Origin of the sequence: Streptomyces goshikiensis (genome assembly GCF_014650555.1) — a bacterium.
Taxonomy (GTDB): Bacteria; Actinomycetota; Actinomycetes; order Streptomycetales; family Streptomycetaceae; genus Streptomyces; species Streptomyces goshikiensis.
Map to the genome: position 1 here is coordinate 1 of NZ_BMVE01000013.1, position 21,412 is coordinate 21,412.

At 72.9% G+C, this 21,412-nt stretch carries 16 protein-coding genes and 1 tRNA gene; 7 read left to right on the forward strand and 10 right to left on the reverse strand.

The window, feature by feature from the left end; genetic code table 11:
- Positions 1 to 1,082: 1,082 nt before the first annotated feature.
- Positions 1,083 to 2,318: an FG-GAP-like repeat-containing protein gene (locus IE248_RS29065; protein WP_190032151.1), complete on the reverse strand. Its 1,236-nt coding sequence runs from the start codon at positions 2,316 to 2,318 to the stop codon at positions 1,083 to 1,085.
- A gap of 124 nt (positions 2,319 to 2,442) precedes the next feature.
- Here IE248_RS29065 and IE248_RS29070 point away from each other — a divergent pair, with 124 nt between their 5' ends.
- Positions 2,443 to 3,306, forward strand: a complete 864-nt coding sequence (locus IE248_RS29070) for a hypothetical protein (protein WP_100582918.1) — start codon at positions 2,443 to 2,445, stop codon at positions 3,304 to 3,306.
- 181 nt (positions 3,307 to 3,487) lie between these two features.
- Here the strand turns inward: IE248_RS29070 and IE248_RS29075 are convergent, their stop codons facing one another.
- From IE248_RS29075 to IE248_RS29085, 3 genes are all read right to left on the reverse strand, one after another.
- Positions 3,488 to 3,697 carry a DUF397 domain-containing protein gene (locus IE248_RS29075; RefSeq protein WP_008740680.1) on the reverse strand — a complete coding sequence of 70 codons (210 nt, stop codon included), beginning with the start codon at positions 3,695 to 3,697 and terminating at the stop codon, positions 3,488 to 3,490.
- A gap of 202 nt (positions 3,698 to 3,899) precedes the next feature.
- The gene (locus IE248_RS29080) at positions 3,900 to 4,784 is read right to left on the reverse strand and encodes a helix-turn-helix domain-containing protein (RefSeq protein ID WP_008740679.1); all 885 of its coding nucleotides are present in this window, start codon (positions 4,782 to 4,784) and stop codon (positions 3,900 to 3,902) included.
- Positions 4,785 to 5,121: 337 nt separating this feature from the next.
- The gene (locus tag IE248_RS29085; protein ID WP_073774551.1) at positions 5,122 to 5,862 is read right to left on the reverse strand and encodes a GOLPH3/VPS74 family protein; all 741 of its coding nucleotides are present in this window, start codon (positions 5,860 to 5,862) and stop codon (positions 5,122 to 5,124) included.
- A 186-nt stretch (positions 5,863 to 6,048) separates the two neighbouring features.
- On the opposite strand from IE248_RS29085, the gene IE248_RS29090 reads away from it, so the two are divergent.
- From IE248_RS29090 to IE248_RS29100, 3 genes are all read left to right on the forward strand, one after another.
- Complete coding sequence (locus tag IE248_RS29090) at positions 6,049 to 8,574, forward strand: hypothetical protein (RefSeq protein WP_190032152.1); 2,526 nt, start codon at positions 6,049 to 6,051, stop codon at positions 8,572 to 8,574.
- A gap of 131 nt (positions 8,575 to 8,705) precedes the next feature.
- On the forward strand, positions 8,706 to 10,511 hold the full coding sequence (locus IE248_RS29095) for a DUF8823 domain-containing protein (RefSeq protein WP_373301652.1): 1,806 nt from the start codon (positions 8,706 to 8,708) through the stop codon (positions 10,509 to 10,511).
- Positions 10,512 to 10,610: 99 nt separating this feature from the next.
- A complete protein-coding gene (locus IE248_RS29100) occupies positions 10,611 to 10,814 on the forward strand; it encodes a hypothetical protein (RefSeq protein WP_229895597.1) in 204 nt (67 codons plus the stop codon).
- A 464-nt stretch (positions 10,815 to 11,278) separates the two neighbouring features.
- On the opposite strand, the gene IE248_RS29105 is transcribed toward IE248_RS29100, so the two are convergent.
- From IE248_RS29105 to IE248_RS29115, 3 genes are all read right to left on the reverse strand, one after another.
- The gene (locus tag IE248_RS29105) at positions 11,279 to 12,127 is read right to left on the reverse strand and encodes a nitroreductase/quinone reductase family protein (RefSeq protein WP_229895598.1); all 849 of its coding nucleotides are present in this window, start codon (positions 12,125 to 12,127) and stop codon (positions 11,279 to 11,281) included.
- 192 nt (positions 12,128 to 12,319) lie between these two features.
- A complete protein-coding gene (locus IE248_RS37710) occupies positions 12,320 to 13,036 on the reverse strand; it encodes an HNH endonuclease (protein WP_229895599.1) in 717 nt (238 codons plus the stop codon).
- A gap of 82 nt (positions 13,037 to 13,118) precedes the next feature.
- Positions 13,119 to 13,191 (reverse strand) — tRNA-Arg (locus tag IE248_RS29115).
- Positions 13,192 to 13,391: 200 nt separating this feature from the next.
- Between IE248_RS29115 and IE248_RS29120 the strand changes: the two genes are divergently transcribed.
- The 3 genes from IE248_RS29120 to IE248_RS29130 are packed head-to-tail and all read left to right on the forward strand — an operon-like array spanning position 13,392 to position 18,175.
- A complete protein-coding gene (locus tag IE248_RS29120) occupies positions 13,392 to 14,348 on the forward strand; it encodes a hypothetical protein (RefSeq protein ID WP_190032154.1) in 957 nt (318 codons plus the stop codon).
- A complete protein-coding gene (locus IE248_RS29125; RefSeq protein ID WP_190032155.1) occupies positions 14,345 to 15,055 on the forward strand; it encodes a contact-dependent growth inhibition system immunity protein in 711 nt (236 codons plus the stop codon). Before IE248_RS29120 ends, IE248_RS29125 begins: the two co-directional genes overlap by 4 nt.
- Positions 15,056 to 15,088: 33 nt before the next feature.
- Positions 15,089 to 18,175, forward strand: coding sequence for an AfsR/SARP family transcriptional regulator (locus IE248_RS29130; protein ID WP_229895600.1), 3,087 nt, complete (start codon positions 15,089 to 15,091; stop codon positions 18,173 to 18,175).
- Between the two features lie 64 nt (positions 18,176 to 18,239).
- Here IE248_RS29130 and IE248_RS29135 read toward each other — a convergent pair whose 3' ends face one another.
- From IE248_RS29135 to IE248_RS29145, 3 genes are all read right to left on the reverse strand, one after another.
- On the reverse strand, positions 18,240 to 18,464 hold the full coding sequence (locus IE248_RS29135) for a hypothetical protein (protein ID WP_073799535.1): 225 nt from the start codon (positions 18,462 to 18,464) through the stop codon (positions 18,240 to 18,242).
- Between the two features lie 97 nt (positions 18,465 to 18,561).
- Positions 18,562 to 20,424 (reverse strand): ABC transporter ATP-binding protein, encoded by a 1,863-nt coding sequence (locus tag IE248_RS29140; protein WP_229895601.1) that lies wholly within the window; start codon positions 20,422 to 20,424, stop codon positions 18,562 to 18,564.
- Positions 20,421 to 21,395 (reverse strand): JmjC domain-containing protein, encoded by a 975-nt coding sequence (locus IE248_RS29145; RefSeq protein WP_190032156.1) that lies wholly within the window; start codon positions 21,393 to 21,395, stop codon positions 20,421 to 20,423. The genes IE248_RS29140 and IE248_RS29145 overlap by 4 nt, the downstream gene beginning before the upstream one ends.
- Between the last annotated feature and the right edge of the window lie 17 nt (positions 21,396 to 21,412).

The following is a 21,412-nucleotide window of genomic DNA, read 5'->3' on the forward strand; positions in this document are numbered from 1 at the left end:
ATGCCAAAGACTGTCGGGAACCCCCCAAAGAACGGTCAGGGGGGACCATGACCACCGAGCCGCACTGAGACGCCTGAGCGGGGGCCCTGCCCAGCGGAGACCGCCGCCCTCCGGGCGGAAACCCTCCTCGCCACCCCGCTTTCCAGCCTCGCCGGCGTTTGAGGCGCGGGGTCTGGGGCGGCGCCCCAGAGGGCCCCGAGCGCAGCGAAGGGAACCCACCGCGCATCAGATCGCTACCCGCCTGCCACTCGGCTCAGCGGCTGCGGACCGGCCGTGGCTGGACATAAGCCGCCCACGGCCCCGGCATGCTCCTCATCTCAAGCGGCTGCGGCTTGTTGGTGGCTTCTTGTAGCCAGAAGACGAAGAGATCAGCCTGGATTGCAGTCAGGGCGACCCGACAGCCCACACCCACCCACCAAACCGCCGCAATCCGGACAGGGTTGGGGTGGGATTGGGGTCTCTGGAGGTCCGATGGCCTCCAACCTGCATGAAATGACGCATCCGACCGCCTCAGGCCACACCATCCGACTACCTGCGGCCGCCAGCCGGTCCGCACCGGGGTTTCGGTCGTGGGCGGCTTATGTCCAGCCACAGACGGGCCGCAGCCGCCAAGCCGAGAGGCAGGCGGGTAGCGATCGTGGGCGGCTTATGTCCAGCCACGGCCGGGCCGCAGCCGCTAAGCCGAGAAGCAGGCGGGTAGCGATCTGGGGCGCCTGACCGCTGGCTTGGTCAATCTGGATGCCGTGTGGTGCAGGTCCGGGAGGGTTTCCGCCCGGAGGGCGGCGGTCTCCGCTGGGCAGGGCGCCCGCTCAGGCGTTTTGGTGCGGCTCGGTGGTCATGTTTCCCCCTGACCGTTTCTTTGGGGGGTTCCCGGCAGGCTTATTGGCGTTCCGGGGCGGGCCGGGCTGTCAAGGGTGGCCGGAGGCCATCGCGAAGCGACGCGACCGGAGGGAGCGCCCTTGACAGGGCGGACCGAACCGGAAGGACAGTGAGACTGGCGGGAAGTCCCCAGTACGGTTCCATCCCGTCCCGAGTGGATCCCGCACAGCCCTACCCCGACCCGCCCGCCCGCCCCGTGCCCCCTAGAACGCCCCGTTGAGGCGGTACCAGTCGCCGTCGACCTGGCGGTGGTCCTTCACGTAGCCGTTGCCCTGGCCCTCGTAGCTCAGGAGCCAGCCCCAGTGGCCCGGGCTCGACCAGCCGTCGGCCGTGTACTTGTCGTTGGTGATCGTCGCGAGGTCGTTGACGCCGTCGCCCGAGTAGTCGCCGACCGCGATGAAGGTCCCCATCACGCCCCAGCCGCTGCGGCCCGTCAGGATCCGGTCGGCCAGGCCGCCCGAGGCGGTGCCCGGGTAGAGCCAGAGCTTGCCGGTCGAGGCCTCGCGGGCGAGCAGGTCGGGGCGTCCGTCGCCGTTCATGTCGCCCGAGCCGATGAGGGCGTCCATGACGCCCCAGCCGCTGCGGCCGATCAGGATCCGGTCGGCCAGGCCGCCCGAGGCGGTGCCCGGGTAGAGCCAGAGCTTGCCGGTGGAGGTCTCGCGGGCGACCAGGTCGCTGCGGCCGTCGCGCGTGAGGTCGCCGAACGCGGTGATCAGCGACATCCCGTTCCAGCCGCTGGCGCCGATGAGCCGGCGGTCGTCGAACCCGCCGTCGCCCCGTCCGGGGTAGGCCCACAGCTTGCCGGTGGACGCCTCGCGCGCGAGGAGGTCCTCCTTGCCGTCCCCGGTGAAGTCGCCGTGCCGGGTCAGGGTGCTCATGGCGTTCCAGCCGGTGCCGACCTGCTTGCCGGTGCCGTCGCCGGGCAGGAACCAGAGCCGGCCGACCTCGTCGCGTACGAGGACGTCGGCGCGCCGGTCGTTGTTGAGGTCGCCGAAGCCGGCCTTGGCGGGCGAGACCTCGGAGTACCAGTTCGGGTAGGCGTTCAGGCCGCACTCGCGGTCGGTGAGCACGAACTTGATCGAGCTCTTGTCGCTCTCGGCGGGGCCGGACGAGCCGCCGCCGGGGCCGTTGGGCTGGTCCGCCCAGTAGGAGCCGTAACCGTAGTTCGGCTCCGAGTAGAGGCACGCGATCCTGTCGGTGCGATTGCTCGTGGCCCGGATCTTGTTGTCGAACGCGCCCAGAGTCGGCTGGTCCGTCTTGACCTTGAGCATGGGCCCGGTGGCGTTGTCGTTCGTCCAGGCGCAGAAGTAGCCGGTGGGGCAGTCTTCGTACTTGGCCGGTGCGGCCTGGGCGGGAGTCGCCGTGGTGGCGGCCAGACCGAGGCCGCTCATCGCGAGGCCGAGCCCTGCGGTCAGCCCGCGCAGAAGTGCAGTGCGCATCAAGCGCTTCCCCCCTGAGTGTGATGTGCGAGGCACATTAGCGGCGGGCCCGCGGGCGGAAGGAAGTGGGGCCCGGCCGGTCCGCCCCCTCCCCAAGTGACGCGGCATCAGATACACCGGTCCCATGGCGATAGAAGAGACAGCAGGGCGGGAAGGCAGCACCCGCGCCGACGCGTACGCCGAGCTCGCGGCCGTGGGGCCGTACGGGGTCAGGCCCGGCCACGCGCTGATCACCATGGTCGAGCCGCACCCGGGCCACGAGTACGCGTACAACCGCTGGTACGAGGACGACCACTACTACGCCGGGGCGATGGCCATGCCCTGGATGTACGCCGGGCGCCGCTGGGTGGCGACCCGGGAACTCCAGGAGCTGCGCTACCCCGAGAAGTCGGCGGTCGCGCAGCCGGTCGGCGCCGGGTGCTACCTCTCCACGTACTGGGTGACCGAGGGCCGCTACGACGAGCACATGAAGTGGACCGTCGGGATCAACAAGCGGCTGGGCCGCGACGGCCGCGTCTACCAGGGCCGTACGCACGTCTTCACGGCCTTCCAGGACCACGTGGCGACGGTCTACCGCGACGGCGCCGCCGGCCCCCGGGACTTCCACGCCCTCGACCACCCGTACGCCGGGCTCGTGCTCCAAGTCGTCGACGCCGACGGGCCCGAGCAGCGGGCGGAGCTGCTGGACTGGCTGCGCTCGCGGGCCCTGCCGAAGCGGCTGGCGGGCTCCGCGGCGGCGATGGTGACGGCGTTCCGGCCGACGCCGCTGCCGGGAGACCGGATGACCTACGTGAAGCAGGTCGAGGGGGTCGACACCCGGCTGACCCTGCTCTGGTTCCTGGAGGCCGACCCGCGCACCTGCTGGGACCGCTTCGAGGGGCTGGACGCGGAGGTCGCCGGGGCGGGGCTGGGGCGGGTGGAGCTGGTGGCCCCGTTCATCCCGACGGTGCCGGGGACGGACCGGTACGTGGACCAGCTGCGGAGGTAGCGGCGGGAGGTGACCTGCCTCCGGCCGCCCGGGCATGGCCGAGCCCCCTCGGCCAGGACGGCGGGCCGGACGAGAGGGCTCCAGTCAGTACTGCGGGTGCTGCGGGTGCTGCGGGTGCTGCGGATAGTGCGGGTACTGCGGGTGCTGCGTGGTGCGATGGCTGGGATGTTCGCCTCGACGTTCAGACGAGACGTCCCAGCCGGCCCTCGGTGACGTCGGTGACGAAGGAGGTCCAGGAGCCCGGCGCGAAGGTGAGGGACGGGCCGTCCTGCGCCTTCGAGTCGCGCACCGCGATGGCCTCCATGACGGGGGACTTGACCTCGACGCAGGCACCGTTCGCGGAGTAGGAGGACTTGGTCCAGATTTCCGTGGCGCCCTGACGAATAGCCATGTTTCTCTCCGGTTCAGCGAGTAGTTCCGGTGACGTGCCAGCCACTTCCCCGGCCGACGTGATCGACGCTACCCGCCGCACTCGGCAGGTGAAGGAGGCGTTCACCCGACCGAGTGGCATATTCCATTCAGGTCTTCTGTGGCCGGGGATCGACGGTGTACCGTACGGCCCTCCTCGCCCGCCTGGCCGGATTCCTCCGGTTTTACTGCTCCTTGCCCGCGTAGTGATCGATGATCCCCGAGATGAACTGCCGGGTCTGGTCGACGTTGAGGGCCTGAGCGCGCAGGTGCTCGTACATCACGCTGTACTTCTGGACGTCGTTGGCCTTCTCCAGGTACAGATCGCTCGTCACGCCCTCGATGTAGACCACCGTCGAGTCCGAGGCGTCCGGGAACTCCAGGATCGCGTACTGGCCGTTCACGCCGGGGTGCGCCCCCATCGCGAACGGCATCACCTGCACCGTGACGTGCGGCTGTTCCGACTGCTCTATCAGGTACTCCAGCTGCCGGATCATCAGTTGGGCGTCACCCACGTGCCGGCGCAGCGCCGCCTCGTCGATGACCGCCCACAGGCGCAGCGGCCCGAGTTCCGGGTTGTTGTTGTCGGTCTCCGAGAGCCGCTTCTGGCGGTGCATGCGGACCTGGACGCGCTTGTCCACATCGGCCGGGGCGGTTTCGGGCCACGCGCCGCGGACCAGGGCCTGGGCGTACTCCGGGGTCTGGAGCAGGCCTGGGATCACCAGGGGCTCGTACGTGCGCAGGCTGGCGGCGTCCGTCTCCAGGCCGATGTAGACGCTGTACGGGATGTCGCCGAAGGCGTGCCACCAGCCCTGCTGGCGGGAGTCCTTGGCCATCTGCATGAGGGAGTCGACCAGCCGGCGGTCCTCGACCTCGTACACGTCGCACAGGTCGCGGACGTCGCGCTGGCTGATGGAACGGCGGCCGTTCTCAAGTCGGCTGATCTTCGACTGGGAGACGAGGAGCCGCTCGGCGACCTGCTCGGCCGTCATGCCCTTGTCTTCGCGGAGCTTGCGCAGCTCCATGCCCAGTCGGCGGCGTCGGACGGTGGGATTGACATTGGACGCCACTTGAACGGCACCTCCGCCTTCTTGTCGTTCTCTCTGCGTGTCTGATGTTCAGCAGACTGCCACCGAAGGGCCAGGTGGCGCCGGAGAACGGCCGGGAAAAGCGGACGCGCGGGGTGGCGCGGCCGGCGAACCGGCCTCGTCACCCCGCGCGCTGGCGGTTCCGCGACCGGATCTTGGGGGACCTCGGTGCGGTACTGGCGGTACTGGCGGTACTGGCGGTGCGGTCGTGCATGGCGCCTGCCGACGGGTCAAGGGGTGTGGCAGGCGGTCGGGCGAGTGGTGCCGGCACTGCTGTTCGGGTGCTGCCGGCGGACCGGGGTGTTCCCCGGCGTGCGGATCAGTGCGCGGCCGCGCGGGCCATCGCACCCGTGCGGCGGGGTTGCAGCGGAACGCCGCTCGCCGTCGCCCGGGCGGCCGGCGGGGCCGCCGGTGCGCGGTCGCGGCGTGGCTGCGCCGCCACACCGTTCTGGACGTCCATGACGGCGTGCGCCACGAGACCGCCCATCGGGTCGTGCCGGATCAGGTCCCGCAGCCGGGACCTGGACGAGCGCCCCTCGTTGCCGGGGTACAGGTGCTTGCCGAGTCCGACCGCGTGGGCCAGTGCGGCGAGCGCCGCGGTCCGCGGGTCCGGCGGTACGCCGGTGCGGATCGCACTGTCGAGCCGGGCACGGATCTCCCGGCTGATCGCCGTGTCGGTCGCCTGGTAGCGAGTCGTCGGCAACACCCCGCACATCTGTCCCGCGACGGCATGCACCATGCCGCAGCGCTCAAGGTGAGCGAGGTAAATCTGGCGGAGCCCCAGCCGGGGTCCGCCGATCCAGTGGACGGCCCGAACCGGGCTGCCGCGTCTGCGCAGCAGTTCCAGTGCGGAGTCCAGAGTCGGATCTCCTGTCGGCCGTGGCATCACCACGGCGATACGATCCCCGTCAGGGGCTATCCGTCCTGCCAGAGCCAGCTCTACTAGCTGTGCCCCGGCCAGGCCGAGGTCGAGCGACTGCGGCTGCGCCGTGGTTCCCGTGGTCGGGTCCAAAGCGAGCAGCAGAAGCTCCTCCGGAATTGTTCTGCGGCTCCTGCCCATCCATGCCTCCCCGCGTGGATGAGTGACAGGGTGACGCCTCTCACATTCATCTGTCGAGAGCGCCTGGCCGCTTTGTGGGGGAACCTGCAGCTATGTCGTTCTCGTCTAGCGGGTGAGCGATGCCCCCTAGACGGGACACTGTTAGACGGTTCGGACAGCAGCCGGACGTCGATCGAGGAGGAACTGGTGGCGGGCGAGTCCCCCGACAAGTCGGTAGATGAAGGTGCGGTGGGGGAGGGGCGCGACCCGAGGGTGTCGGTGTTCCGGCCGCGGGATCCCGAACCGGAGCCGGAGGCCGTTGACCCGTTGCGGGAAGCGGTGGCGGCGTGGGTCGCCTCGGAGGCGGGGTCCGACTCCGACGCCGAGCCCGACTCCGACGCCGAATCAGGGGAAGCCGCCGGGGCCGTGTCCGGTTCCGGGTCGCCCGGTCGGGTGGAGTCGAAGCCGTCTGCCGATGACGCGGAGGAGCGCACGGCGGTGTTCCGCGCCGTGAAGCGGGATTCCGCTCCGGCGAAGCCGGCCGCGACCGAGGAGCCTGCGGAGAGCGAGCGCACGGCCGTGTTCCGCGCGCCGAAGCCGGCCGAGGCCAAGCCGGAGTCGAAGCCGGAGCCCAAGCCGGAGCCGAAGGAGGAGCCTTCCGCTTCTGCTTCCGCCAAGCCCGCGTCCGACGCCGGGAAGCGGGATTCCGCTTCGGTGAAGCCGGCGTCCGCCGATCAGCGGACGACCGCGTTCGGTGTCGTGAAGCCCCCCGCTACCGGGGAGCCTGCGGAGAGCGAGCGCACGGCCGTGTTCCGCGCGCCGAAGCCTGTCGAGTCCAAGCCGGAGTCCAAGCCGGAGCCCTCCGCTTCTGCTCCGGCCAAGCCCGCGTCCGACGCCGAGAAGAAGGATTCCGCTTCGGCGAAGCCGGCCGCCGCTGACCAGCGGACGACCGCGTTCGGTGTCGTGAAGCCGGCCGGCACCGGGGAGCCTTCGGACAGCGAGCGCACGGCCGTGTTCCGCGCGCCGAAGCCCGCTGACGCCAAGCCCGAGGCCAAGCCCGAGTCTTCCGCTTCTGCTCCGGCCAAGCCCGCTCCCGACGCCGGGAAGCGGGATTCCGATTCCGCCAAGCCGGCCGCCGGTGACGAGCCCGCGGACAGCGAGCGGACCGCGGTGTTCCGGGCCGTCAAGCCCGCGGACGCGGCCAAGGCGGCCGAAGCGGCCAAGGCGGCCGAAGCGGCCAAGGCGGCCAAGGCGCCCGCGCCCGCCAAGCCCGCGCCCGCCAAGCCCGCGCCCGCGAAGCCCGCGGCGGCCGGCGGCAGCACCTTCGTGCCGCTGCGCGGCGACGGCACCGCCGCGCCGAAGGCCCCCGCCGAGCCCCGCCCGCCGCAGGCGTCGGCGCCCCGGGTGTCCCTGGAGCCCGGTGAGCGGACCACGCAGCAGCCGCTGCCGCCGAAGCCGCCGCTCGACATGCTCGCGGACCTGACGAACAACCCGCCCCCGCCGCCGAGCCCCCTGCGGACCGCCGTCCGGCGTTTCAAGATCTACGCCCCGGTCGTCGTCCTCCTCGCCGTGATCCTCGCCGTAGTACAGCTGGTGCGCCCGCTGCCCGACCCGAAGCTCACGATGACCGCGAAGAAGACGTACACCTTCGACGGCGGCGCCCCGGCGATGCCGTGGCCGAAGGAGGGCCAGGCCTACATGGCGGCGGCCGGTCTCGGCACCGTCGGCAGCTTCGGCGAGCAGAAGCCCGTCGCGATCGGCAGTGTCGCCAAGGCGATGACCGCGTACGTGATCCTCAAGGGCCACCCCCTCAAGAAGGGGGAAAAGGGCGCGATGATCGACGTGGACAAGGCCGCGGTCGAAGACGGCAAGAAGGAGTCCGAGGGCGAGTCGACGGTCAACACGCTCAAGGAGGGCGGGCAGATCTCGGAGTACGACGCCCTCGCCGCGATCATGATCCCGTCCGCCAACAACGTCGCGCGGCTCCTCGCGCGCTGGGACGCGGGCGGGGACCAGGAGGCGTTCGTCAAGAAGATGAACGACGCCGCCAAGGAACTCGGCATGACCAACACCACGTACACGGACCCCTCGGGTCTGGACGCGACTACGGTCAGCACCGCCGAGGACCAGGTCAAGCTCGGTCTGAAGATCGTCGAGATGCCGGAGCTGATCGCGATCACCCGGCTGCCCAACTGGACCGACGCCTCCGGCAAGTCCTGGCGGAACTACAACGACCTGATTCCGTTCAACGGCTCGCTCGGCATCAAGACCGGCTCCACCACGAAGGCGGGCGGCAACCTGCTCTTCGCCGCGGAGAAGAAGGTTGGCAAGACGAACCAGCTGGTCGTCGGCGCGGTCCTCGGCCAGCACGGCGTGCCGATCCTCGGCACCGCCATCGACGCCAGCCGGCAGATCATGCTGGCCACGCAGAAGATGCTGGTGAACGCGCCCGTCGTGAAGAAGGGCGATGTCGTCGGGTACGTGGACAACGGCCTCGGCGGCCACACCCCGGTGATCGCGACCGCCGACGTGGAGGCGGTCGGCTGGCCGGCGCTCACCGTCAAGGTCAAGCTGGGCGACGACGGCGCGAAGCTCCCGCAGACCGCCAGGGCAGGCACCGAGGTCGGCGTGCTGACCGTCGGTGAGGGCGCGAGCCAGGTGAAGGTGCCGGTGGCGCTGAAGAGCGACCTGGTCGCACCGGGCGTCGGCAGCAAGCTGACCCGCGTCGGCTAAACCCGCGTCCGCTGGATCCCGCGTCGGCCGGCGCCCCGGGCAACCCCGGGGCGCCGGTGCGCGTCCAGGGGCTTGAACAGGGACTCGTTCGTTCTCGTAAGTCGTCAGGTGTTGGGGAGTGTGCGTCGGCAGTGACCACCGCTGAGCAGCAGAGGCAGGGGCGCGGCCCGGGGGAGGCCCCGTCGGCCGGGTCCGACGTGCCCGAGGACGGCGCCGGCATACGGGGCCGCGCGCGCGGCGCGCTCGGCTGGGCCCACCGGCATCCGGTGGCCGTCGCCTCCGCCGTCGCCGCGGTCCTGCACGTCGCCTGGTTCTTCAGCTTCGCCAACAGCGGCGGTGACCTGGCCGCGCAGGACGCCTGGGCCGAGTTCGTCGGCCGCCACCCCGACTCGGCGTACAACCTCGCCTGGTACGGGGGCATGCACCCGGTCTCGTACAGCGTGGTCTCGCCGTACGTGATGTACATGATCGGCGTCCGCACCACGATGATGATCGCGGGGACGCTCTCGGCGGGGCTGTTCGCGCTGATCCTGACGCGCTGCCGCGGGGTCGTGCGGCATCCGCTGTGGCCGGCCCTCGCCGGGGTGTACGGGCTGCTGTGCAACGCCCTGTCGGGCCGGGTCACCTTCGGGCTCGGGGTGGTGTTCGCGCTCGGCGCGGTCGCCGCCGTCTTCTGCTGGCCCCGCAAGTGGGCCGAGCGCCGCTGGGCGAAGGCCGCCGTGGCGGCCCCGCTGGCCGCCCTCGCCACCGCCGCCAGTCCGGTCGCCGGGCTGTTCCTCGGGGTGATCGCGGCCGCGCTGTTCCTGAGCGGGCGGCGCCCGGGCGCGTACGCGCTGGGGCTGGCGCCGGCGGCGGTGGTCGGGCTGTCGGCCTGGCTGTTCCCGTTCTCCGGCACGCAGCCGATGAAGCTGGGCTCGGCCGCGCCGCCGTTCGTGTTCGCGGTGGCGTTGCTGTTCCTGGTGCCGAAGGGGTGGAAGACGGTCCGGATCGCCTCGGGCGTGTACGCCTTCGGGGTGCTGCTGACCTGGCTGATCGATTCCCAGGTCGGCTCGAACGTCACCCGGATGATCATGCTGTTCGGGGCGGCCGTGGCCCTCGCGGCCCTCCCGTACGCGCGGCCGCGCTCGCGGCAGTGGTACGGGCTGCTGCTCGCCTTCGCCGGGCTGAACGTCTGGATCACCTCCAACAGCGTCACGGACATCGTCCGCACCACGCCGGTGGCGGCCTGGAACCGGGAGCTCGCCCCGCTCGTCGACCAGCTCCAGAAGGCGGGCGCCGACCGGGGCCGCGTCGAGGTGGTCCCGGCCAGCAGCCACCGCGAATCCTCGGCCTTCCCCTCGTACGTGAACCTCGCGCGCGGCTGGAACCGGCAGGCGGACCTGGAGCGGAACCCGCTCTTCTACGACGACACCCTCAGCGCGACGACGTACCGGGCCTGGCTGGACCGCTGGGCCGTGCACTACGTGGTGCTGCCCGCCGACAAACCCGACTCGGGCGGCGAGGAGGAGGCGAAGCTGGTGGCCGCGGGGCTCCCGTACCTCCAGCAGGTGTGGGGCGACAAGAACTGGCGGCTGTTCAAGGTCCACGAGCCGACGGACCTGGTCTCCGGGCCCGCGACGGTGGTGCGGGCGAGCGCGGACCAGCTGGTCATCGACGTGAAGCGGGCCGGGCGGGTGCTGGTGCGGGTCCCGCATTCGCCGTGGCTGGGGCTGGTGGACGGGGCGGGCAAGCCGGTGGCGCCGCCGCAGGCCAAGCAGCCGAACACGGCCGGGTGCCTGTTCAAGGCGGTTCCGGACGTGGACGGCGACGTGTGGACGGAGCTGCTGGCACCGGCGCCAGGGGAGTACCGGGTGGCGGCGAAGTACCAGCTCCCGCGGGGGACGCCCTGCCCGGAGGAACTGCTCACGCAGACGGTGGGCCCCTCGGGGCGCCCTTGATCCGGAATTCTTTACGTCCGGTCCGGGTGCATTGGTCCGCATATCTGCATACGATCCCAGTAGTCCGATTGGGTGCTTCCCGAGGGAGTTGACGGCGGGATGAGCAAAGAGCAGAAGCAGGATTTCCGGACGGCTGTCGCGAAGGGGCTGGAGTCGAACCAGGCGCGGCGCGCCCAGGGCCACGGCTTCGAGGGTCCGGTGCGGAGCAAGGTCAAGGGCGGTGCGCACACGAAGGCTGAGCTCAAGCGCTCGGGAACCCCGCAGGGTGACCGCATCGGCGAACGCACCAGGGGCCTGAGCTGACCCTCCCGCCCTCCCGGCCCGGCCCGGCAGCGACCGGCCCCCGATCCCCCCGCGCGCTCCGGCGGCCCGCCGCCCGGTCCCCCGGCGCGGCCCGTCCCTCGGCCCACGCCGGGCCCGGCCCCCGGCGCGGCCCGCCCCCGGCCCACGCCATCCCCGGGCCCCCGGCGCGGCCCACGCCTGGCGGCGGGCGGCGGGCGCGAGCCGCACGCCGAGGCCGCCGACCGGCTCCCGCCGGGTCAGGCGCCCGAGCCCGTCGCCCGGTAGCGACCGGCCCCGATCCCCGCGGGCGCGCCGGCGGGGACGGCCCCGGGCCACCGGAGCGGGAGGCCCCTCGGCCCGCGCCAGGCCCCGGGTAGCGGGCGTGAGCCGCACGCCGAGGCCGCCGACCGGCTCCCGCCGGGGCCGGGCGCCCGAGCCCGTACGACGAACGGGGCCCCGGCGGCGGCCCCCGGCGGCGGCCCGGCCTACGCCGCCAGCGCCCGCAGCACCGGCAGGAGCTCGGCCTCCTCGCGGTCCAGGTGCGCCAGCAGCTCCCGGCTCAGCGCCTCCAACTCCTCCCGGACGGCGGCCTGGTCACCGCCGCCACGGATGAGCCCGGCGATCCGCGTCTGCGTCCGCTCGATGTCCCGGTGCTCCTCCTCCAGCCTCCGGAAGAACCCGGCGAGCTGCGGGTGCCGCTCCGCCAGCCAGGGAAACAGCCCGGTGTCCTCCCCGGTGTGGTGGGCCTCCAGGGTCTGGCAGAAGGCCAGGCAGTGCTGGCGCAGCTGCATCCCGACCGGCGCGCTCTCCCCGGCGGGCAGCCGCAGCAGCTCGGCGATCTGTGCCCGCAGCCACCCGTGGACCCGCGTCAGCATGCCCGCGATCCCGTCCTCGGCGCCCTCGGCGCCCTCGGCGCCCTCGGCCTCATGGGTGCGCTGGAGCTCCACGACGGGTATCACGCGCCGGGTCTTCCTCTGGTATTCCCCGTACCCGGGCTCCTCCCGCACGATGTGCGCGAACAGCTCCTCCCACCGCGCCCCCTCGGCGGGCACCGCCACGGCCTCGTAAACCTCGGTCCCGGTCTCCACCCGTACGAGGGGCCGCGCGAGCAGGTTGCGGTACCAGTCCGGATGCCGGTCGGAGCCGCCGGCGGACCCGACGACGTACATCCCCTGCCCGCCCGGCCCGCGCGGACGCCCCAGCGGGGTGGTGTGCTCTCGCCCGGAGCGCGCCCCGGTGGTGGTGAGCAGGATGAGCCCGGCCCCTTCGAAGGGCCCGCCGACCCGGCCGGCGTTGGCCCGGAATTCCTCTATGACGGCTTGGTTGAACGACATGACGTGGTGACGGTCCTCTCGCGGTGTTTGCGCATGCATGACGGCAGCAGAACAACCGCGGAACTCACCCGTAGTCGGTGGCGACAACGCCCATGACCCGGTCCTTCACGTACAGGTACTCGCCCGGCGACCGCCCGGCCCACATCTCAGTGGACGGCCCCACGTGGTACCCGGCTATAAAACCACACCGCCTCAGGGCACTTGGCGCTGCGCGAGCACCTCCCCGGCGAGCGCGCGACAGCGGGTGACCTCTTCGTCGAACTCGGCGTTGTCCATGTCCAGGCCCGCGGCCGGGCCGGGCAGGCCCGCGAGCTCCCGCAGCGCCGGTTCGAAGTCCGGGTCCAGGCCCTTGTGGCACGTGCCGCAGAGCGTGACCAGGTTCTCCTCGGCTGTCGGCCCGGCCATCCGCCAGGGCACGAGGTGGTGGAGGTGCAGCTCGATGTCCGTGTGATCGCTCGCCCTGCGACCGCAGACCACACACCGAAAACCGTCCCGCTTGAGGACCTGCATGCGCAGCTTCCGGGTGGGCGCCCGGCGCTCGACGGCGTCGTCGGGAAGGTGCTGCGTGACGAGGTATCCGAATCCGCCGGACTCGGCCGAGCCGTCGTGCACGCACTCCTTGGGGGCGATCACGCTGGACAGCCGGTCTTCGGCGACCTGCCTGCCGACCAAGGCGTTCCGGCGGTCCAGGCCTTGCGGATGAATTCGGGGTCGACGAGGCACGCGGCGCGGATCTCCCAGCGCGGGTTCCGCTCGGAGAAGCCCACCCAGTGCGTCTGCGCTGACCAGGCCACCTCGCCGGTTGGCCCCGAGGGTCAGCGCGTAGTAGTCGCCCGCAGGGTCGTAGGCCTTCATGCTCCGAAGCGTCTGCAACAGCCGTTCCCCGGCCGCTTCCTGCGTGTCTCCCATGGCGCGACTGTCCCACCGCGGTCTGACGGCCAGAGACGTCAAAAGACCCCCAGCCAAGATCGGCTGAGGGTCTTCCACCACGTGCCCCCGGCAGGATTCGAACCTGCGACACCCGCTTTAGGAGAGCGGTGCTCTATCCCCTGAGCTACGAAGGCGAGGCATGGAGGCCTGGCGGTGAGGCCGGGCCACCGCGGTCAGTGTAGCGGGTGGTGCATGATCCGTAGGGGAGAGGTGATCGACAGCCGCGACATCCTGATCGCGCAGGTCGATCAGCGGGGTCGTCCACGGGCTGGCCTGATGAACCTTTCGGACGCATCGTCGAGAAAGCGCTGGCCATCTAGAAGGGGACGTATCCGTGACGTACAACCTCCTTACCGTCGACCCCGTCGGCCCCGAGATCGTGGCCCTCGCACTTGCGGGATGCCTCGGTATCGCGGTGGGTGACGTGGACGTGGCGGGTACTGACGGCGACCCCGACCTCCGCAACTGGGATGCGCCCGTCTCGTGCGAATACCGGGCTGTTCAAGGTGATGTGGCCTGGTCGCTGGACGTCTACGCCCAGGAACGCGTCGCTGATCAGCCGCCCGAGTCCGACCTCGCCGCAGGGTTCGCGAAGGCCGCCATGACGACAGTCCTGTTTCCCGCTGAGGAAGCACCGCCCAGTGCCTACTGGGCGGTGACGCCGGAAGGCGTTCTCACCCGGGCCCGGCTCGAACTCTCCGACGACGAGCCTCCCCTTTACGCGATCACCGCCGTCGAGGCGCCGGTGCCGCAGCTGCCCGGGGCGACCGTGACGAGATTCGCCGAGATCGTACGGGAACAGCGGCCGGACACGCCGGTCGCCTGGGCCTTCGCGGAATCGGTGGAGAAGGTGCGGCAGGCCGCCTCGGGCCTCGCGAGGCTTTCCCTCGACGACGGCACCGGCAGCCCCGTCTGGACCGCGAAGGGCAACCTGGTGGCGTGGGAGAGGGTCATCACGCAAATGGAATCCGGGTGGGCGCCGTCGGGCTGGTATCCGGCCGGCCTTTACCGGGAGCGGCTGGAATCGCGTGACGAGCTGGCCGGAATCGGTGCTCACCTGCCGCGTGATGTCACTGAGCTGCTCGACGAGGCCCTGGAGCAGCTGGACAGGCGGTTTGCCGCTGCGACGGAGGATGACCTGTCAGGGAGTCTCCGCAGAGAGCTGACCGGCGGCTCCGCAGAGCAGACGCCGCTCGGCTGGTGGTGGCACCGCCGCCCGAATCCCGCACCGTGGGAACAGGCCTGCCCGCTCCCGGGGTCCGTAGTGAAGAGTAAGGAAATCAACAGGTGACACCGTCGAACGACCGTTTTCGTGAGCTGCGTGAGCTCCTGTCCTCTTATGAAGAGACTGGTTATGTCTTCGATGACACAGAGAAGCGTAGGGGAGTTGCGCTCAGCGCCTACCTCAGGCAAGCCGCACGCGATCCCGCACGCGCCGCCGAGGCAGCGGCCGAAATCGACGACCTCATCGAGACAGGCCTGTTCAGCGATGAGATCGCGGATGACGTCGACCTCTTGCCCCACATCAACCCGCCCCGCGGGGAGACGGTGGAGAACTGCCTCGCCGTCATTGGCGGGCACCTGCGTCAGTTCCTCGCAGAGCCGGCGAATCCCTCCCAGTCGCCTCCTCACACCGCATGGGAATGGAGGGAACGCTTTCCCGGACTCCAGCACCTGCTGGCGGCGTATTTCCATCAGGACTCCTCGCTGGAGTACTCCTCTTATGGGGAGGCTCTCGACGACTACGTCTCAGGTGCCTCGGAAAGTGACCTTCGGCAGTTGGCGGATGAGATTCGCGAATTCCTGATCCTCAACGAATCGGATCAACTCCTCAAGAAGTCGGCGGTGACGCTGGGGCTTGCCATTCTTCCGCCACGAGGCGTGCGCCTGCGTCAGTGGCTGACGGACGTGCGGGGGATCGCGCTCCAGGGAACCGCGCCCCGGAGCGGGAGTGGTTGGGGGGTGCAGGCAACCCGAGGGGGGTTTGGGCCCTCCTGATGGAGGCGGGGGGAGGCGACTACAGGGGGCGGAATGACGGCAGGGGTGCGGTTCGAGCTGCTGGGGCCGATGCGGGCCTATCGGGGGGACGAGCGGCTCGGGACGGGGACGCCGCAGCAGCAGGCCATGCTGGCGGTGCTGTTGCTGCGGTCCGGGCACGGGGCCGGGCTCGGGGAGCTCATCGACGCGCTGTGGGGTGAGGAGCCGCCGCACGCGGCCGTGACCACCCTGCGGACGTACGCCTGGCGGTGGCGGAAGGTGCTGGCGGAGCCCGGGGTGCTCGTCTCCGTCGGGGACGGGTACCGGCTCGTGCTGGAGAAGCCGTGCCTCGACGTGCAGGAGGCCGAGGAGCTGGCCGCCCGGGCCGCCGTCGAGCGGGGCGCGGGGCGGCGCGAGGCAGCCGCGAAGCTGCTGCGGGAGGCGCTCGGGCTGTGGCAGGGGGAGCCGCTGGCCGCGCTGCCGGGGCCGTACGCGGAGCGCCAGCGGTCCCGTCTGGAGGAGCTGCGGCTGCGCCTGCTGGAGGACCGCCTGGAGCTGGACATCGAGGCGGGCGGCGAGGCCGCGGCCGTGCCCGACCTGCGGCTGCTGACCTCCGAACACCCGCTGCGGGAGCGGCCCGTGGCGCTCCTGATGCGGGCCCTGTGCCGGACGGGCCGTCAGGCCGACGCCCTGAACCTGTTCCGTACCGCCCGCCAGGGGCTGATCAGCGAGATCGGCCTGGAGCCCGGACCGGAGCTGCTGTCGCTGCACCAGCGCATCCTGAGCGGCGACCAGGAACTCGCCGGGGCCGAGGACGGCGGGCGCCGGGGCGGCCCCGTCGCCCTGTCCGGCGGGCCCGCGCCGGACACTGCCGCCGCCGTGGCGGACGGCGGGGGAGGGGGCGGGGGCGGGCCGGAGCCCGAGCCGGAGGCGCCGCCCGTGCCCGCGCAGACGCCCAGCGCGCCCGGTGACTTCACCGGCCGGGCCGCCCTCGTACGACGCCTTGCCGAGGCCCTGACCCCGGCCGGCGACAGCGGGCCGGCCCTCGCGCTGATCTCCGGCATGGGCGGAGTCGGCAAGACGGCCCTCGCCCTCCACACCGCCGACCGGGTACGGGACCTCTTCCCCGACGGCCAGCTGTACGCCGACCTGCGCGGCACCGACGCCCACGACCCCTGCGACCCCGGTCACGTCCTGGTCGGTTTCCTCGCCGCGCTCGGGGTCACCGCGGATGCCCTGCCCGCCGACGTCGAGGGGCGGGCGGCGCTGTTCCGGTCGATGACCGCCGGCCGCCGGATGCTCGTCGTGCTCGACAACGCGCGCGACGCCGCCCAGGTGCGCCCGCTGCTGCCCGGCCCCGGCCGGTGCGCCGTCCTCGTCACCAGCAGACCCAGGCTGGCGGGGCTGCCCGCCCGGCACCAGGCCGACCTGGACGTCTTCGAGCTCCCCGAGGCGCTGGAGCTGTTCGGCCGGGTGATCGGCCGCGACCGGCTGGACGCCGAACCCGAAACCGCCCGCGAGCTCGTCGCCACCTGCGGGTTCCTGCCCCTGGCCGTCCGGATCGTGGCCGCCCGGCTCGCCGCCCGCCCCAGCTGGACGGTCGCCCTGCTCACCGCCCGGCTGGCCGACGAGCGCCGCCGACTCAACGAGCTGCGCGTCGGCGATCTGGCCATCGCCCCCGTCTTCGAGCTCGGCTACCGCCAGCTCTCCGCCGAACAGGCGCGCGCCTTCCGGGTGCTGGCCTGCCTCGACGGCCCCGGCATCGGCCTGACCTCCGCCGCGGCGGCCCTGGGGGCCGATGAGTTCCACGTGGAGGAGGTACTGGAATCCCTGGTGGACGTGGCGATGCTGGAGTCCCCGACGCCCGGCCGGTACCGCTTCCACGACCTGCTGCGCACCTTCGGCCGCCAATGCGCGGGAGCGGGAGCGGGAGCCGGAGCAGGTGCCGGAGCCCGAGCCGGTGCCGGTGCCGGTGCCGGTGCCGACGCCGGCGTCGGCGTCGACCGGGCCGAGCTGGCGGGCGCCCTCGACGGGCTCCTCGACCACCTCCTCGCCACCGCCTGCGCCGCGTTCCGGCACGCCGTACCCGGCGACCCCGTCGCGGCGGCGCTCGGCCCGCTGCGCGCGCGACCGCTGTCCTTCGCCGGGCTGGAGCCCGCCCGGATCTGGGCGCTGACCGAATCGGAGACCGCCCTCGCGCTGGCCGCGCAGATCGCGGCCTGCGCCCGGCCCGGACACCCCGCCTGGCGCGGGCGGCTGCGCGCCGCCATCGACCTGCTGATCGCCCTGAGCCCCTTCCACCAGGACACCCGCTACGGCCAGCTCGCCCCCACCGGCCTGCTCCTCGCCGAGGCCGCCGCCCGGCACGGCGACCGCAAGGCCGAGGGGCGGGCCCGCTTCCTGTGCGGGACGATCGCGCTCAAGGACACCCGGCTCGCGGAGGCCGAGACCGAGGCGCGGCTCGCCGTACTGGCCTGCCGCGAGGCCGGCGACACCGTGGTGCTGCGCCAGGCCCTCAACGACCTCGGCCTGGTCGCACAGTTCCTGCGCCGCTTCGACGAGGCCATCGCGTGCTTCGACGAGGCCATCGCGCTCGCCCGGGAACTCGACCACCGCTCCGGCGAGTACGCCACCACCGTCAACGCGGCCCTCGCCCGGGTCCGCAGCGGCCGCGCCCACGAGGCCGTCCCGGCCTGCGAGGCCGTACTGCCGGGGCTGCGGGAGATGGACGACCGGCACGGCATCTGTTACGCCCTGTACGTCCTCGGGCTCGCGCTGCACGCCACGGGCCGGTACGAGGAGGCGATCGCGCGGTACGGGGACTGCCTGGCCGTCGCCGGGCCCGCCGGGATCCGCCAGCGGGTGGCGCACGCCCGCTACCGGATGGCCGACACGCTGCGCGCGGTGGGCCGGCACGCGGAGGCCCAGGAACAGGCGGAGGCGGCGCTGTCGCTGTGCCGCGACCTCGGCTCCGACCGGGACAGCGGGCACGCGCTGGTGGTGCTCGGCCGGACGCTGGCCGAGCGCGGCCGCGCCGAGGAGGCCCGGAGCCGGCTGCTCAGCGCGTCGGCGCTGTTCGCCAAGCTCGGCCTGCCGGACGTGGCGGACGTCGAGGAACTCCTGGCGGCGCTGCCCGCCTGAGCCGCCGCCCCGCGCTGCCCCGCGCTGCCCCGCGCCGCGGCCCGGCGCCCAGGAGCCCCGGTGCTCAGGAGCCGGTGCTGTTCCAGTTCCCCTCCACGAGGCCCTGCGGGGGTGCCAGGTCGCCGAGCTGGGTGCCGACGTACGGCGCGGGCGGCGGTGCCACGTCGGCGCTCGCCGCGGCGGCCCCGCCCAGTACGAGACCCAGGGCCAGGCCGCCCGTCACGAGGGCGGCGGCGGCCCGCCGGACGCGGGAGGGGGGCGCGGCGGTGGGCTTCTGCGTACCGGTCATGTGGATCAGTCCTTCGTCGGAAGAGCGTGGTCGGGACCAGTATCCGAAGCGCGGGTCAATCCCGGATCGACGCCGGATCAACGTCTCGGAGTCCAGGTCACGGGCGGTGGTCCAGCAGCTGGGTGCGCACCAGCCGCCCGTACAGCTCGTCCGAGGCGAGCAGCTCCCGGTGCGTCCCGGTCGCGCGCGCCCGCCCGTCCTCCAGGACCACGATCCGGCGGGCGCCGGTGACGGTGGACAGCCGGTGCGCGATCACCACGACCGTCGTCTCCCGGGCGATGTCCGCGACCGCGTCGCGCAGCGCCCGCTCGTTCTCGGCGTCCAGCTGCGAGGTCGCCTCGTCGAGCAGCAGCAGCCTGGGCCGGCGCAGCAGGGCGCGCGCGATGGCCACGCGCTGGCGCTGACCGCCCGACAGGGCCGTGCCGCGGTGCCCGAGCTCGGTGTCCAGGCCGGCGGGCAGCCGCTCCACGAGCCCGTCCAGCCGGGTCAGCGCGAGGACCGCCCGCAGCTCCTCGGGCGAGGCCCGGGGCGCGGACCGCAGCAGGTTGTCCCGCAGGGTGCCGGACAGCACCGGGGCGTCCTGCTCCACGTACCCGATGGTGGCGCGCAGGCCGGTCAGCGGCCAGTCCCGTACGTCGCGGCCGTCGAGCAGGATCCGGCCCGAAGTGGGCTCGTAGAACCGCTCCAGCAGCGCGAACACGGTGCTCTTGCCGGCGCCGGAGGGGCCGACGAGCGCGGTGAGCCCGCCCGCCGGGACGTCGAGCGACAGGCCGTCGAGGACGGTGGTGTCCCGCCCCGGGTACCCGAAACGGACGTCGCGCAGCTCCAGCGCGAGCGGCGCGGCCGGCACTGCGGCGGGGGCCGCGGCAGGCTCGGCAGAAGGCTCCGCGTCCGCGTCTGCGTCCGCTAGCGGCTCGATGGCCAGGCACTCGATCTCGTGGATGCGCAGGGCCGCGGCCGAGCCCCGCTGCACCAGCCCCGCGCTCCCGGCGAGCTGGGTGAGCAGCGGGCCGATGAACAGGACGTAGAAGAGGAAGGCGACCAGCGCCGACATGGTCATCTGCCCGGTCGCCACCCGGGTCCCGCCGAAGCCCAGCACCGTGAGGAACGCCAGCCGTACGGAGAGCCCGGAGGCGACCTCGACGGCGGCCTCCCAGCCGACGGCCCGCACCCCGCTGCGCCAGGCCCGGTGGGCGGCCTCGCGGGCGGCCTCGGTCTCCCGCCGCTCCAGGCCGTTCGCCTTGACGGTACGGAAGGCGCCGAGCGCGCGTTCCAGCGCGGCCCCGAGCTCACCGGTGACCTGCTGGGAGCGGCGGGCCGCCCGGCCGATCCGGGGCAGGGTGAGCGAACCGATCCCGCAGACGGTGCCGATCACGCCGACGGTGGCGCCCGCCAGCACCGGGTCCAGCAGGAACATCGCGGTGAGGCCCCCGAGCACCATCAGCGTGGAGGTGGCGCAGACCGCGAGGGCCTGCCCGGCCGCCGCCCGCAGCTGGCCGGTGTCGGAGGTCAGCCGGGCGACCAGGTCTCCGGGGCGCTGGCGGTCCATGTCGGCCACCGGCAGCCGCAGCACGCGGGCGGCGAGCCGCTCGCGGGTGGTGCGGACCACGCCCTCGGCGGTGCGCTCCAGCAGGTACGACCCGGCCGCCGTGATCAGTACGGAGGCCAGCACCAGGGCGCCGAGCCCGATCGCGGAGGCGGTGGGCGAGCCGCCCGCGACCAGCCGGTCGATGAGGGCCTTGGCGGCCATCGGCTCGGCGAGCCCGGCGAGCCCGCCGGCCAGCCCGAGCCCGGCCCCCGCCACGAGCCGCCCCCGGTGGGGCCGCAGATGCCGCGTCAGCAGCAGCCGCAGCCCGGAGGGCGCGGCGGGTGTGGGTTCGGGCTTGGGTACGAGGGCGGGCGCGGGTGTCGCGCGCCCTGCCTGCGGTGTGCCGAGCAGGGCCTCGGCGGCGCCGGTCACGCGGCGTTCGCCGCCCGGTCCCGGGGCGCGTCGAGCCGTGCGGCCAGCGCCGCGATCCCCGGGTCCGCGCCGAGCCCGGGCACCGCGCCCTCGGCGAGCTGCGCCCGGCGCGCGTGGTCCAGGAGGGCTTCGGCGGTCAGCTCCGGCAGCCGTGTCCGGAACCGCTCCAGCAGCAGCTCGGCGGCCGCGTGCAGGGCGTCGTCGTCCAGCGGGCGGGCCGGCAGCGGCAGGCCGTCCAGCAGCAGCCGCTGCAACGAGGCGAACAGCTGCTGCGTGCCCGCCTCCCGGATCGTGAGCGAGAGGTGCGAGGAGAGCCCCTCGCCGCCCACCGCCTCGTGGGCGAAGCCCCTCGGGATGTACAGCACCTCCCCGGGGCGCAGGGTGTCCGAGAGCAGGGCAGGGCCGGCGTCGGCGACCTCGCCGGGACTCCAGTCGGGGCCGGCGGGGCCGCCGCGCACCGTCCAGTGCTTGCTGCCGGTGCCCTGGAGCAGCAGTACGTCGGCGTCGTCGCGGTGCAGGTCCAGGCCCTGTGCCCCCGGCGGGGTGACGAAGAAGAACGCCTCGACGCGGCGGCCGAGTTCGCCCTCCAGGCGGCGGGTCAGCGCCCGCGTGGCCGGGTGCCAGTGCTCGACGTTGCGCAGCACCAGCGTGGCGCCCTCGGCGAGCAGCTCCCGTACCCGGTGCGGATCGGCGTAGCCGGGGGTGGTGACGCCGGCGACGGTGCGGGACCGGGTGTAGCGGGAGGAGTGCACCGGGTTGCCGGCCCGGGCGAGTTCGAGGTGCGGCACGCGCAGCAGGCCGCCCGCGACGGCGGCGTCGATCTCCTCCAGGGAGAGCGGGGCGGCGGGTCCGGCGGCGGTGCCGGTGCCGCTTCCGGTGCCGGGCCGGAAGACGGCGGGCGCGGACCGCCAGTGGCCGTCGAGGAAGGCGTCCGTGTCGCCCACCCAGCGGGTGAGTTCGTCCCGGTGCATGGGGTCTCTTCTCTGTG